We start from the raw sequence: 13,858 nt of genomic DNA, 5'->3' as shown, positions 1-13,858 counted from the left end.
GTGCTTAATCCAAGTATGCGCAGCACTCAAGCGCCGACTTGAAGGACGAGTGTTCCATGCCGCAGCAGCGACAGACGTTTTCTTCATCACGTTCTTCCGGTTTGCGGAACACGACAACTTCTTCGACTGGCTCTCTCATGATTTGGAGCGATCCGTCGGCCCGATCGAGGACGAGACGCATCAAATCGTTCCCATAGACGAACGCCGTGTTCGCGAGCGTCGCTGTCGATTCCCCTGAGATGATTCGACGGACGACCCAACGTTCAATTAACTGTTCGCTTTCAATTTTTTTCGTTGTCATAATGATGCTCCTCCTTTTAAATTCGGTTCTAATGTCACTTGTTGTAAAAACTGTCGACGGCGCCGGTGCAAAATCGGTTCCGTATATCCGTTCGGCGACTCGTCGCCTTCGAACACTAAATCTTTCGCCGCTTGATAGGCGATCGAACGCTCCACGTCAGGCGTCATCGGACGATAATGCGGGTCCGACGCGTTCTGCGCGTCGACGACACCGGCCATCCGGACGAGCGTCGCTTCCACTTGCTCTCGACTACAGACGCCATGATACAACCAGTTGGCCACGTGCTGACTCGAGATGCGGAGCGTCGCCCGGTCTTCCATTAAGCCGACATGATGAATATCGGGCACTTTCGAGCAGCCGACACCTTGTTCGACCCAACGTACGACATATCCGAGCAAGCCTTGCAAGTTATTCTCGAGCTCCTCGTTCACGTCTTCGTCCGTGTAGTCACGCGTGGCAAGTGGAATCTCAAGCAACCGACTTCGTTCCATCACATGATCGAACGAACGAGCGGCCACTTCGCGTTGGACGTCAAAGGCGTCGACTTGATGGTAATGGAGCGCATGAAGCGTGGCCGCCGTCGGTGATGGGACCCAGGCCGTCGTCGCCCCGGATCGGACATGATTGATTTTTTCGCGCATCATCTCGCCCATACGGTCCGGCATGGCCCACATTCCTTTCCCGATTTGTCCGCTTCGGTGGAATCCGGCGTCGAGTCCTACCCGGACGTTCGACCGTTCATACGCGTCGAGCCAAGCCGAGGCTTTCATCTCACCTTTTCGGCGCATCGGTCCGAGCGTGAGCGAGGAATGAATCTCATCCCCGGTCCGGTCAAGGAAGCCTGTGTTGATAAAGACGATGCGCTCTTTCACTCGTTCAATGCAGTTCTTTAGATTGAGCGACGTCCGACGCTCCTCGTCCATCACACCAACTTTAATCGTGTGACGCGGCAGCTCGAGCGCGTCTTCAATCGCGTCGAACAAATCGTTCGTGAAGGCGACTTCTTTCGAGCCATGCATTTTCGGTTTGACGATATAGATCGAACGTTCGCGAGAATTTTGTCTAGCGTCGAGATGACGGCTCGAGATGAGCGCTGTGAAAATCCCGTCCAGGATGCCCTCTGGCACTTCACGCCCTGCCTCATCAAGCATCAAATCCGTCGTCATCAAGTGTCCGACGTTGCGAATGAACAAGAGCGACCGTCCCGGTAGCGTGACTTCACGTCCTTCCGGTCCGATATAGTGCCGGTCCGGGTTCAACTTCCGTGTGAGTCGTCTCCCGCCTTTCGTGAATGTCGCCTCGAGTGTTCCGTCCATGAGACCGAGCCAGTTCGAGTAGAGCTGGACTTTCTCTTCGGCGCACACGGCCGCGACCGAGTCCTCACAGTCGATGATGGCCGATAACGCTGATTCGAGCTCGATATCGACAAGTCCCGCTCGATCTGTTTTTCCGATAGGATGGTTCCGGTCAAACTTCAGCTCGACGTGAATCCCGTTGTGGACGAGCAGGAGCTTCTTCGGATCACTCGCCTCCCCGACATAACCGACGAGACAATCGTCTTGGAACGCGATGCGGTTCCCTGCGATGATGGCGTACGGCCTGCCCTGTGACACGAGATAGCCGTCCGTTTCCTCATGTGAGCCTTCCCCGAGCGGAAACGTATCGTCGAGAAACTGTTTGGCATAGGCGATGACCTTCGCCCCCCGTTCCGGATTATATCCAGCCGTCGGCTCCTCGTCCGTGTCGATGACGTCCGTTCCGTACAAAGCATCGTATAGGCTGCCCCAGCGAGCATTTGCTGCGTTCAACGCATAGCGCGCATTATCGAGCGGGACGACGAGTTGCGGACCGGCCTGGACGATTTCTGCGTCGACGTTCGTGACGTCGATCGTAAAGTCTGGAACGATTGGCTCGATGTAATTGATGTCTTGCAAAAATTGTTTGTATTGGTGCTGATCGAAGGTTGGTCCATGTTCCTTGTACCAGTTCTGTAACAGTCGTTCGTATGCTTCTCGTTCTCGCAACAATGCCTCGTTCCGTTCTGTGAAGTCGTCTAAAATTTGACCGACCCCAACCCAAAACTGTTGCCGTGAAGCCTCTTCGGGCAACACCCGCTCGGCAATCAAGTCGACCAGCGTACGATGGACACGGTATGTGCCGATTCTTACGTATTGTTCCAAACCATCACATCCTCCCGAATAATTGTTATATATCAGTTGAATATAATATAGACTATTATATAACAGTTTGACAACAGTTTTTTTGAATCTTTTTATTTGCCTTCTCTCTTCAAACCGATTAGGATGAATTGTGTGACCTATCAATGATTGATTTATCAATTAGTTTTAAGGAGGATGTCTCATGCGCGACGCCTGTTCGCTCAGCGACGAAATCCTTTACCACGTCATCACCGTACAAAAAGAACTCGCCCAACTGTTCGATACGGAAATGGACGGACTCAGTTCGACCCGCTTCGATATTTTGAGCAACTTGCATCACGTCGGACCGTTACGTCAACGTGAACTGCAACAACGGGTCGGAGTCGACCATGCCGCCATTACGCGTCACTTAAAACAACTCGAGACACAAGGCTTAATCACGCGCGAACGATGTCTTCAAGACAATCGGGTCATCTTTGTCGATTTGACGGATGACGGTCGCGAGCGGATTGCACATTGGACCGAGCAAAAGAAGTGCTTATCGGACCGACTTTTTGTAAACATGAAGGTAGAGGATCAACAACAGCTACTCGAATTGTTAAATACATTACAAACCAACATTCAACACGAAAGGAAGACCCTTATATGAACACGACTACACAAAAAGACTTTATGGAGATCGTCAAAGGACGCCGCTCGATTCGCGTATACGATGAGAACGTCAAAATCTCGAAAGAAGAGATGACACAAATCTTGGAGGAAGCGACGACGGCTCCGTCTTCACTTAACCTGCAACCATGGCGCTTCGTCGTCATCGATAGCGCGGAAGGGAAAGACACGCTCCTCCCGCTCGCAAGCTTCAACAAACGCCAAGTCGAGACGTCATCTGCCGTCATCGCCATCTTCGCCGATTATCAAATGGCCGATTACACAGAAGAGATTTTCGATACGGCCGTTGAACGTGGCCTCATGCCTCCAGACGTCCGTGACCGCCAAGTCGACATGATTACAGGCATCTTCAAAGACGCTCCGAAAGAATCGATCAAAGACAGCATCTTGCTCGACTCAGGTCTCGTCGCGATGCAACTCATGCTCGTCGCCCGTGCTCACGGCTACGACACAAACCCGATCGGTGGTTATGACAAAGCGAACATCGCGGAAGCGTTCGGCCTCGAGAAAGAGCGCTACCTTCCGGTCATGCTCCTCTCAATCGGAAAAGCCGCGGAAGACGGTTACCAATCGGTCCGCTTCCCAATCGACCGCATCACAGACTGGAAATAAGCAAAAGCTCAAGCGCCGAGGCGCTTGAGCTTTTTTTCATCCGATGTATTTGACGACCTCATTGAAGTCACGGCGTGTCTTCGGCGCGAAATCACGGGCCCGATGTCCGAACGCGACCATGACCGAGAGCGACCAGGCGCCTCGTTCCATGACGCCTTCTGAAATCAATAATTCGTCAATCTCCGCTTGATTGAATCCTTCGATCGGGCATGAGTCGACGCCGATTTGGGCAGCGGCCGTCATCATGTTGCCGAGCGGGATATAAGTTTGGCGTTTAATCCATTCTTGGAACACACGCTCGTCGTCCAACAGTTGATAATCTTGTTCTTGGAACTCACGGACACGTTTTACCCGAAGGGCGTATTCGTCTTCCGTCCGTCCTTGGACGTCCGTGACGATATGACGGATATAGTCCGAGTCATGCCGCATCGCTTCAGGCGTCCGTGCCAAAATCAACACGAAATGGCTTGCCGTCAACGCCTGTCCTTGCGCTCCCCAAGCATGGTCTTTAATCTTTTGGAGCAAGTCTTCGCGACGAACGACGACGAACTGCCAAGGCTCGAAACCGAACGAACTTGGTGACAGGCGGCCTGTCTCCAAGATGAATTCGAAATCTTCCTCATCGATTTTGCGGTCCGCGTCGAACTCCTTCGTCGCTTGACGCCAACGATACGCGTCTAAAATCTCTTCTTTTTTCACGATGATCCACTCCCCATTCACCAAGATGACTCCATCATATCAAAACGATAAATGAGAAAGCGCTCATGAAGATTCTTCAAGGGCAATCGGACGTCCTGCACGTAGCGAAACGGCGTCTCATCGTTCAGAAAATGTAAGTACTCATCGGCCGGATAATAGAGGATGAGATCGACCGGACGCGGCGTTCGCTCGACCGAGTCGATGATATTCGCGACGACCTGCCGGAACACGTTCACCGAGAACGGGTTGAAGAAATAAAAGCGGTTCGCCTCAGCCGGCACCTCAAACTGTTCGGCGTAGCCGCGGACGAGCTGAACACTGCCACGCGTCCGGTGTTTCTTGGCGTAGTTCATCCAATTCTCAAGTGCCGCTTCGTGGAAGCCGCCATCCATCTCGATGCCAATGGCCCGAACTCGGAACGTATAGGCGAGATAAAACGGGAGGCGCCCTTTCCCCGAACCGAAATCGACGACCGTGTCCGTGGCCGCGAGCGGATAGGCGTCACGCAACAAGTCGAGCGCCTCATAAGGAGTCGGTTCATAGCGGTGGTATTCGGCCGAGGCCGGGAACCCTTGTTGCGGTTTCGCCGTCTCGATTTGAAGCAATCGTTCATAGTCTTGTTCAGTCATAAATCTGTCCTTTCTTGGATGGCGCGGAAAAATGGATGACGCTCCATCTCTTGTTTGAACGCCTGTCGTTCTTGCCACATCACGTAGCCGACATAGAGCGGGATGAGCAACTTGAACCAGCTCGGCACGAGGAGCATCCCTGTGACGGCAAGCGGGATGAGACGTAGCCATAAGTTCCGATGACGCGGCGTCCGTATATAGAGTAAGATGGCCGACGTACGCCGGGCGGTCCCAAACCGATTCGGTCTCGGTCGATAGAGCGGACGCTTGCGCCGGCTCGGCTTCTCGATTGCGCCCGACGTGGATAATAATGCCCGGTCAAAAGCGGTACGCAGCGCCTCACTACGTTCGAGTTCTTGGCTAAGAAATGGATGACGCGTCATCCACCCCTCTCCCACATATATCGCAACCGCCACGAGGCCGCTGCCGAGAACGACCGCCCCTAAAGGCGAATCGCTGAGGAGCGCATACATACAAACGAACGTCACACACGTGACCGTAACTCGTAACATCCAATGGCTGCGCCGGACCGTCAATTGATAACGGATCCACGTATGAAGCCCGGTCAAAAACAGGAGGCTGATCCCAAATGCGGATATGGAGACAACGGGCCAACCGTCAAGCCAAAGCACGGGGATGAACATCAATAGGACAAAGAGGAGCGTTGAACCTAGTTTGATGGCGTGATAAAGCAACGAATCGTGCTTCAACCTGCGAACCAAAGAACGTTTGGCCACCAGCGTCACGTCCGCCCGTTCGACCCAGACGAAAAACTGATTTCTAAGGAGTACGATTCCAATTCCAAGCGCCCAAACGAGCGTCGGCACCTGACTCACCCCCTCGATTTCGCCTTGCCAAAGCAATCGGTATTGATACCCGAGAAAGATGGCGAACGGAATGACGCCGTACAGAACGACTGTCCAATCCAAGATGAGCCGCCACGTCTTCCACTGCTTGGTCACATGGGTGCGGACACGTCTAGCAAACAGCTGATGTTCATTCATCGCATAACCACATCTTCCATCATATCGAACAGCGACTCGCCTTCGGTTTGCAGGCTGAGACGCAATTCATCTTTCGTCCCACTTGCGAGCATGCGTCCGTCATCGATCCAGACGAAGCGGTCGCATAACCGCTCTGCCGTGTCGAGGACGTGGGTGACGAGAAGCACCCCGGTGCCTTGACGGCGTTCCGCTTCAAGTAAACGAAGCAACTGAATCGTCGTCGTCGCGTCGAGTCCGACGAACGGCTCATCGACAAGGAGAAACTTCGCCTCTTGAATGAGCGCCAACAGAATCATCGCTTTTTGCTTCATCCCTTTTGAGAACGAGGCGATATAGTCGTACCGGACCGTCTCGAGCCGAAACAGACGCAGCAATTCGTCTGTCCGCTCGCGAGTGTGAACACTCGTCAATTCCAATACGAGAGCGATATGTTCCTCGAGCGTCAAATAATCATAGTAAACCGGTTGCTCGGGGATATAGGCGTAGCGGTCGATTTTCACCGTTCCACGCATCCACGGGATTGTTCCGGTGAGACAGGCGAGCGTCGTGCTCTTCCCGGCCCCGTTCGACCCAATCATCCCAACGATTTCGCCCGGTCGGACCTCAAATTCGATGTTCTCAATGACCGACTCACCGCGTTCATACCCGGCTTGTTCAATGTGAACGTCCATTCGAACCTCCTTCGCAAAAAGTCGCCTTTTCAGGCGACATCATCGAACGATATTGACCGAAGAGAAAACGAACTTGTCATAGCGGTGCCGGGCGAATGAATATTCGAACGGCTTCCCGTTACTCAAGTAAACGACTTGTTCGACTTCGATGATTGGGTCGGTAATGTCATTCTTCAAGTAGCGTTGATCGTACTCGTCAGGTTTGTCGGCTCGAATCATCTTGTGTGAACTCGTGATCGTGTAACCGAGCTCCTGTTGGATGTAGCTATAGACCGACTTCTCTAAAATTTTACGCGACAGTCCTGTAATTAGATTGGCGACCATGTACGTCAATTCGATGACGTACGGCTCTTCGTCCACATAGCGGACACGACGAATCTCATAGACCGGTTCCGTCAGCTCAATCATCAAATGGTCAGCGACTTCCTGGGTCGGGAACTTCACTTCAAAATCGAGCACTTCACTGCGCAAACTGCGGTCGCCGATGACTTGCGTCAATCCTCTCGTCTCTTTACTGATGATATTGATGCGTTCTTTTTGGAAACTGGCCGGCAAGATGAACGTCCCTTTGCCACGCTTCCGATAAATCAAGCCTTCCATCACGAGAATTTCGAGAGCGCGCTTCATCGTCATACGGCTGACACCAAATTCTTCTGCCAATTGAATCTCATCTGGGAGCGGTGTTTCGAGTTCATAAGCCTGTTCATTGATCCGATGCCGAATCTCATCCGCAATCGATTCATATTTTGGTTTTTTCTTTGTAGACATATTCCACCTCATGTATAGACATATACAAATAATATATCAAAAAAAGCTGACAAAGAGTAGGTCCTTGTCAGCTTTTCCTATTATTCTGTAAATCCATGATTGGTAATCACTTGTTTGAACCAGTGACCAGACTTTTTAACGGTCCGCTCTTGGGTCGCTAAGTCGACACCGACGAACCCATAGCGGTTCTTATAGGCGTTGCTCCATGACCAGTTGTCCATGAACGTCCATAAATGGTACCCTTTCACGTTCGCACCTTCTTCGAGCGCCCGATGCGTCCATTTCAAATGTTCACGAATGAAGTCGATCCGGTAGTCGTCTTGGACGCTGCCGTCGGCGTCACGGTAACGCTCTTCTCCTTCGACGCCCATCCCGTTCTCAGAAATGAAACACGGGATGTTGCCGTAGTTGTCTTTCAAGTTGATCAAGATGTCATAGACGCCCTGCTCATAAATTTCCCAACCACGATACGGGTTCATCTTGCGACCCGGCATCTCATAGAAGTCGAACAGATTCTCGGGCAGGAACGGCGCATCAGGATTCGGTAGCGACGCCTTTGCCTTGACCCGACGCGGTTGATAGTAATTGATGCCGAGGAGGTCGATCGTATTCGCCCGAATGAGTTCCAAGTCGCCCGGCTGCATCTCCGGCATCGCGCCTTGTTCCTGTAACACGTCGATGAGTTCTTCAGGGAACGTCCCGAGCACGGACGGGTCCAAGAACGAGCGGTTGAAGATGGCGTCGGCCAAGCGCGATGCCTTCAGATCGGCCGGATGTTGGCTGCGCGGATACGACGGTGTCAAATTCAGGATGATTCCGATTTGACCGGATTGTCCCTGCTCCCGATACGCCTGGATAGCGAGCGCGCTCGATAAAATCGAATGGTAAGCGACTTGAACGGCACGCTTGAAATCGACGACGTTCGGATAGTGGAAATCGTACAAGTAGCCGCCTTCGACCGGTACGATTGGTTCGTTATGGGTGAACCATGTCGTCACACGGTCTCCGAAAAGTTCGAAACACGTCTTCGCGAACTGTACGTAAGCGTTGACGACGTCACGTGACTCCCAACCGCCTTGGTCTTGAAGCGCCATCGGCATGTCGAAGTGATACAAGTTGATGAACGGCTCGACGTCATGATCGATGAGGCAATTGATCACATTGTTATAGAACGTGATCGCCTCTTCATTCACCTCACCGACGCCGTCTGGGAATAGACGTGACCACGAGATTGAGAAACGAAACGTGTTATGTCCGAGCTCCTTCATGAGTGTGATATCTTGCTCGTACAAATGATAGAAGTTAGACGCCTCCGTCGCGCTGACGCCATTGAAGAATCGGTTCGGTTGTTGCATATACCAATAATCCCAAATATTTAAGCCTTTGCCGCCCTCAAACGCCGCACCTTCCATTTGCGTCGCCGAAGAGGCCGTCCCCCACCAAAAATCGGTCGGGAATTGATATGTCACTGCTGCTGATGTTTTCGTTTCTGTCGGGTTCGTCATAAACTTTCTCTCCCTTATTCTCTATTTCTCATTCATACCGCTTCGTCTTTATGGTTAGCGGCTTCTTCCTGTTCTTTCTTCAAGTTCAAACGGTCAATAAATTTAAGGAATGGGAACCAGACCGCCAAGATGATCAAGAAGTTGACGAGTTGTAGCAATCCGCCGGCAAGTGAGTTCGTCGCCATCATCCCGCTGATGAACATCGGGACGGTCCAAGGTACCGCGACCCCTGTCGGCGGCGGGACGAGCCCTGTCGACATTGCAAAGTAAGTGACTGTGACCGTGATGAGTGGAGCGACAATCCACGGAATCATGATGAGCGGGTTCATGACGATCGGCAGACCGAAAATGACCGGTTCGTTGACGTTAAAGATCCCAGGTCCGAGTGACAGTTTCCCGATTTGTTTCAACTGCTTCGATTTCAAGAACAACAAAATCGCTACGATGACGGCAAGCGTCGAGCCGGATCCACCAAGGCCGACCGTATAGATTTCGACGAACTGCTTACTGATGATGTTCGGTACTTCTCCGGTCGCCGTGTACGCGTTCAAGTTTTCAAGCGACAACGTATTCCAAATCGGATCCATGACCGAGTTGACGATGACTTGTCCGTGCAGCCCGAAGAACCAGAACAATTGGACGAAGAAGATGGCGATCAACGTTGGGACGAGACCGTTACCCAATTTGACGAGCGGCTGTTGCACGACGTTGAAGATGACGTCATGTAAGTTCGTATTGAACAAGCTCGTCACACCGATGTTGAGGAGCAAGAAGACCGTGAGCGTCAACAAGGCCGGTACGAGCGCCGAGAACGACTTCGCAACCGCCGGCGGTACGCCGTCCGGCATTTTGATCGTCCAGTTCTTTTGAACGACGAATCGATAAATCTCACCTGAGAGGAAACCTGTAATCATGGCGAGGAACATTCCTTTGGCGCCAAGACGATCGAGCGGGAGGACGTTACCGACCGCTTCTGTCATTCCTTCGACTTCAATGAGGAACGGTGTCAACAAGAGGAACGATACGAGCGAAATCGCCCCACCGAAGACGGCTTCGACGTTGTAACTTTTCGAAAGATAATAGCCAATACCGAAAACGACGAAGATTGACATGATTCCCATCGTGGCCGATGGGGCGTTACCGAGTGACGATTTGAACGCATTCAGCGTCCCTTCCGACATGAACTTGTCTAAGAACGGCAAGTTGGCAATAACGACGACGATTGAACCGAACATGGTAATCGGGAACGCGAGCATGAACGCATCCCGTAATACTTGCAAATACCGACTGTTATTCAAGTAAGTCGCCATCGGCATGAGCAACTTGCTGATCAATAAGAACATTTTGTTGTCCTGTGACATAGGATTCACCCTTCTTGATTAGGATTTACAATCTTTTGCTCCATCATCTCGATCAGGCTTGCCGTCAAATCGAGCATCGTCTGAGTCGACATGAGATGGTCTTCGGCGTGAAGGAGCAACAGTGACATGTCCGTCTTCTCCCCGTTCGCCTCTTTTTGAATTTGACCGAAGTGCGTCTGATGCGCTTCTTTTAACTGTTCACGTGCTGTCGCTAGCTGCGCTTCAAACGCTTCGTAGGAACCGTTCTTATACGTTTGGATTGCTTCTTGAATCGTGCTCCGAGCGTTCCCGCTATGCAAAATCATCATGAACGCCATCTGTTCTAACGTTAACTCTTCCGTTCCTTCCATGACTTCACCCCATCAATTTGATTGCTTGCTCATACGCTGCTTTCCCATTCGCCGTTCCGTAGGCCATCATGTCGATGACTTCGACCGGTTTCGATGTTTGCGCTTTCAATTTGTCGAGCAAAAAGCGCATTTGCGGTCCGATGAGGATGACGTCCGCTTCTTCCATCTCCTTACCGACCTGGTCTTGACCGACTGCCCAAATTTTCGCTTCGTCCCCGATTGACGCCGCGTGCTGTTGCATTTTCGTGACGAGCAGGCTCGTCGACATTCCTGAACTACAAGCAAGTAATACCTTCTTCATGTTCGACCACTCCTTTTTTGAAATCGTTTACAAGTTTTATTATACACATGATTTATTTCATGTCTATACTTGATTTAAAGTTTGTTTAGTTTTTAAATTTAAAAGTGTATACGATAATAAATGAGAGTGAGGGAATTGACGATGAAAATCATCCCGTTACAGCCGCATTATCAATATCGTCTTTGGGGAGGCGACCGCTTAAAGCGTTTTGGTTTTTGTTTTGATGAAGTCTCGATCGGCGAAGCATGGACCGCCTCGGCGTTGCCGCAAGGCAGTTCCGTCGTGTCTGCCGGATTGCATATCGGGACAACGCTAGACGACCTTTATGCCACGCATCCAGAACTGTTCGGCATTAACTCACCTGTATTTCCGTTATTGATCAAGTGGATTGACCCGAACGATGATTTATCGATTCAAGTGCATCCTGATGACGAGCTCGCGCAGTCGCTCGAGGGTCAACCGTATGGAAAGAATGAATGCTGGTACATCCTCGACGCGCCAGAAGGGGGAGAAATCATCTACGGGCATACGTTCGAGTCGAAAGAGACGTTACAACAGGCGCTTGAAGCCGGTGATGTCATGTCCGGTTTAATTCGAAGACCTGTTAGCCGCGGCGATTTTTTATACGTGCCGGCCGGGACTGTCCACGCTTTGACGAAAGACGTATCTGTTCTCGAGATTCAACAAAGTTCGGATACGACGTACCGTCTCTATGATTACGGACGCACTGAACCGACGACGGGCCGCACACGTGATCTCCACGTCAATCAAGGTACCCTTGCCTCCTTCGCACCCCATCTCGACTATGTGGAACCTGCCCTGTCACTGAATCATTTCCGGACGCAGTTGACGCGCAATCCGTATTTCTTCGTCGAAAAATGGACGATCGAACGCGAAGAATCCGTCTCGACGGACACGTTCCGTTTGCTCTCGGTCGTCGAAGGGACACTTGAGATTGACGGTTCGTCCTTCGATATTGGTGCGACGTTGCTTTTGCCAGCGGGTCAGTCATTTCAGTTAGACGGAACGGCCACGTGCCTCGTCACCGGTGTATCCTCTCCAACGAAACAAAAAGCCCGCATCGGCATCGATTTGGGCGGCACAAACACACGAATCGCCGTCGTGTCGACAGAAGGGCGTCTCGAGAAACAATATAAATTGAAGACACAGCCGCACCTTGCGCTCGACACCTTGTTGAACCAAATCAAGCTTGCCGTCGAACGATTCCAACTCGAATATGACATCACGCACGTCGGCATCGCGGCACCTGGTCCGCTCGACTTAAAACGAGGTGCGTTCTTGACCCCGCCGAACCTCCCGAACTGGCACCATCAGACGATCGTGGAGCCGCTATGCACTCTGCTCGGTCTACCTGTCACGTTAGAGAATGATGCCAACGCGGCAGCGCTCGCCGAAGCGAAATTCGGGGCTGGTCGTCATGTCGACTCCGTCTTTTACGTCACGGTCAGCACAGGTATTGGCGGCGGTTTCGTCTATAAGCAAAATTTGATTAGCGGGGCTCATGGTAGCGCCGGAGAAGTCGGCAATATGATCATTCGTACGGACGGACCAGCACATCCGACGCTGAACGTCGGAGCGCTTGAGACGCATGCGAGTGGAACGGCACTTCACGAACGTGCCCGCACTAAAGGAATGACTGATTCGATGACGCTTTTGACAGACGAAATCGAACGCAGCACGTTCGTCGAGGATTTAGCGACCGGTCTCGCCAATATCATCCACACGGTCGATCCTGACGTCATTATTCTTGGAGGAGGCGTGACGGCTTCGGCTCCGTTATACTGGAATCAGTTACAAGACGCGGTCGCGATGCGAGTATACCCTCATTTGAGAGGAGCGACCCCCCTCGTCCTGCAGCAACTGCATGGCGACGCTGGCGTCATCGGGGCCGCGTTCTTGCCATAAGGAGTGGAAACAAGACATGCAACATTATTTAGCCATCGATATCGGTGGTACGAGTATCAAATACGGAGTCGTCCAAGCCGACGGCAACCTCCTGTCGAACAAACACGTCCCAACCCCAGCGACGTGGGACGGCCTGCTTGATCAAGTCGATGTGATTTTTAACGAAGCTACCCTCGAGGCCCCGCTCGACGGAATCGCCTTCAGTGCGCCCGGCTCCGTCGACTCGATGACCGGTGTGATTCATGGCATCAGCGCATTGCCGTATATCCACAATCGTCCGTTTCTACAGGCGTTCGAAGACCGTTACGACTTACCGGTCACCGTCTTGAATGATGCCAATGCGGCAGCACTCGCAGAAGGATGGAACGGTGCGGCCGCATCCGTGAAACGTTATGCGACCGTGGTCATCGGTACAGGCATCGGTGGTGCCTTCGTCGATTCGGACGTCCTCATGGTCGGGTCACACTTCCACGGCGGTGAGTACGGGTACTGGATTTTGGACCCGAACTTGCCGCATCCAGATGGAACATGGAGCGCCATCGGGTCGACGGCCGTCCTCGTCAAGCGTTGCAGCGAACAGCTCGGTCGCCCGCTCACCGGAAAAGACGTGTTCGCGCTTCAAACCGATCCGGTCATCCAAACGGAATTAGAGCGCTTCTATCGCTGGAACGCAATCGGCATGTACAATCTTCAATTCGGACTCGACCCGGAGCGGATTTTAATCGGTGGCGGCATCAGTCGCCGTCCGGAAGTCCGAGACGGCATCAAACGACACTTGGATGCGCTCTGTGACGCGTTCGGGACGTTCCACATCGATCTCGAGACGTGTGCCCACTTCAACGAGGCCAACTTGATCGGGGCCGCACGGTTTCACATGTTAGCGCAGTGAAAAAAGGGTTTCCA

15 protein-coding genes are annotated in these 13,858 nt (G+C 52.2%); 4 read left to right on the top strand and 11 right to left on the bottom strand.

Annotated elements, in window-relative coordinates:
* Positions 1–4: 4 nt before the first annotated feature.
* Together M467_RS30405 and M467_RS30400 are read right to left on the bottom strand one after the other, a co-directional pair.
* Entirely contained in the window at positions 5–301 is a 297-nt protein-coding gene (locus M467_RS30405; RefSeq protein ID WP_021068011.1) for a hypothetical protein, read from the bottom strand.
* Complete coding sequence (locus tag M467_RS30400; RefSeq protein WP_021068010.1) at positions 298–2,481, bottom strand: malate synthase G; 2,184 nt, start codon at positions 2,479–2,481, stop codon at positions 298–300. Before M467_RS30400 ends, M467_RS30405 begins: the two co-directional genes overlap by 4 nt.
* A 181-nt stretch (positions 2,482–2,662) precedes the next feature.
* Between M467_RS30400 and M467_RS30395 the strand changes: the two genes are divergently transcribed.
* Together M467_RS30395 and M467_RS30390 are read left to right on the top strand one after the other, a co-directional pair.
* On the top strand, positions 2,663–3,109 hold the full coding sequence (locus M467_RS30395; protein ID WP_021068009.1) for a MarR family winged helix-turn-helix transcriptional regulator: 447 nt from the start codon (positions 2,663–2,665) through the stop codon (positions 3,107–3,109).
* Positions 3,106–3,741: a nitroreductase family protein gene (locus M467_RS30390; protein ID WP_021068008.1), complete on the top strand. Its 636-nt coding sequence runs from the start codon at positions 3,106–3,108 to the stop codon at positions 3,739–3,741. The genes M467_RS30395 and M467_RS30390 overlap by 4 nt, the downstream gene beginning before the upstream one ends.
* Positions 3,742–3,777: 36 nt before the next feature.
* Here M467_RS30390 and M467_RS30385 read toward each other — a convergent pair whose 3' ends face one another.
* From M467_RS30385 to M467_RS30345, 9 genes are all read right to left on the bottom strand, one after another.
* Complete coding sequence (locus tag M467_RS30385) at positions 3,778–4,440, bottom strand: NAD(P)H-dependent oxidoreductase (RefSeq protein WP_031200427.1); 663 nt, start codon at positions 4,438–4,440, stop codon at positions 3,778–3,780.
* A gap of 17 nt (positions 4,441–4,457) precedes the next feature.
* Positions 4,458–5,069, bottom strand: a complete 612-nt coding sequence (locus M467_RS30380) for a class I SAM-dependent methyltransferase (RefSeq protein WP_021068006.1) — start codon at positions 5,067–5,069, stop codon at positions 4,458–4,460.
* A complete protein-coding gene (locus M467_RS30375) occupies positions 5,066–6,073 on the bottom strand; it encodes an ABC transporter permease (RefSeq protein ID WP_021068005.1) in 1,008 nt (335 codons plus the stop codon). Before M467_RS30375 ends, M467_RS30380 begins: the two co-directional genes overlap by 4 nt.
* The gene (locus M467_RS30370) at positions 6,070–6,744 is read right to left on the bottom strand and encodes an ABC transporter ATP-binding protein (protein WP_021068004.1); all 675 of its coding nucleotides are present in this window, start codon (positions 6,742–6,744) and stop codon (positions 6,070–6,072) included. Before M467_RS30370 ends, M467_RS30375 begins: the two co-directional genes overlap by 4 nt.
* Before the next feature lie 39 nt (positions 6,745–6,783).
* On the bottom strand, positions 6,784–7,512 hold the full coding sequence (locus M467_RS30365; protein ID WP_021068003.1) for a GntR family transcriptional regulator: 729 nt from the start codon (positions 7,510–7,512) through the stop codon (positions 6,784–6,786).
* A gap of 80 nt (positions 7,513–7,592) precedes the next feature.
* Positions 7,593–9,017 (bottom strand): glycoside hydrolase family 1 protein, encoded by a 1,425-nt coding sequence (locus M467_RS30360; RefSeq protein ID WP_021068002.1) that lies wholly within the window; start codon positions 9,015–9,017, stop codon positions 7,593–7,595.
* A 32-nt stretch (positions 9,018–9,049) separates the two neighbouring features.
* Positions 9,050–10,360, bottom strand: coding sequence for a PTS cellobiose transporter subunit IIC (gene celB / locus M467_RS30355; RefSeq protein WP_029596337.1), 1,311 nt, complete (start codon positions 10,358–10,360; stop codon positions 9,050–9,052).
* 23 nt (positions 10,361–10,383) lie between these two features.
* Positions 10,384–10,728: a PTS sugar transporter subunit IIA gene (locus M467_RS30350; RefSeq protein WP_021068000.1), complete on the bottom strand. Its 345-nt coding sequence runs from the start codon at positions 10,726–10,728 to the stop codon at positions 10,384–10,386.
* A gap of 4 nt (positions 10,729–10,732) precedes the next feature.
* The gene (locus tag M467_RS30345; protein ID WP_021067999.1) at positions 10,733–11,029 is read right to left on the bottom strand and encodes a PTS sugar transporter subunit IIB; all 297 of its coding nucleotides are present in this window, start codon (positions 11,027–11,029) and stop codon (positions 10,733–10,735) included.
* Positions 11,030–11,170: 141 nt separating this feature from the next.
* On the opposite strand from M467_RS30345, the gene M467_RS31530 reads away from it, so the two are divergent.
* Together M467_RS31530 and M467_RS30340 are read left to right on the top strand one after the other, a co-directional pair.
* Positions 11,171–12,955 (top strand): type I phosphomannose isomerase catalytic subunit, encoded by a 1,785-nt coding sequence (locus M467_RS31530; RefSeq protein ID WP_021067998.1) that lies wholly within the window; start codon positions 11,171–11,173, stop codon positions 12,953–12,955.
* Positions 12,956–12,971: 16 nt separating this feature from the next.
* On the top strand, positions 12,972–13,844 hold the full coding sequence (locus tag M467_RS30340) for an ROK family protein (RefSeq protein ID WP_021067997.1): 873 nt from the start codon (positions 12,972–12,974) through the stop codon (positions 13,842–13,844).
* The last annotated feature ends 14 nt before the right edge of the window (positions 13,845–13,858 follow it).

The sequence above is a fragment of the Exiguobacterium chiriqhucha RW-2 genome, from assembly GCF_000416965.1.
Lineage (GTDB): Bacteria > Bacillota > Bacilli > Exiguobacteriales > Exiguobacteriaceae > Exiguobacterium > Exiguobacterium chiriqhucha.
This window is presented reverse-complemented; position numbering and strand designations above follow the sequence as displayed.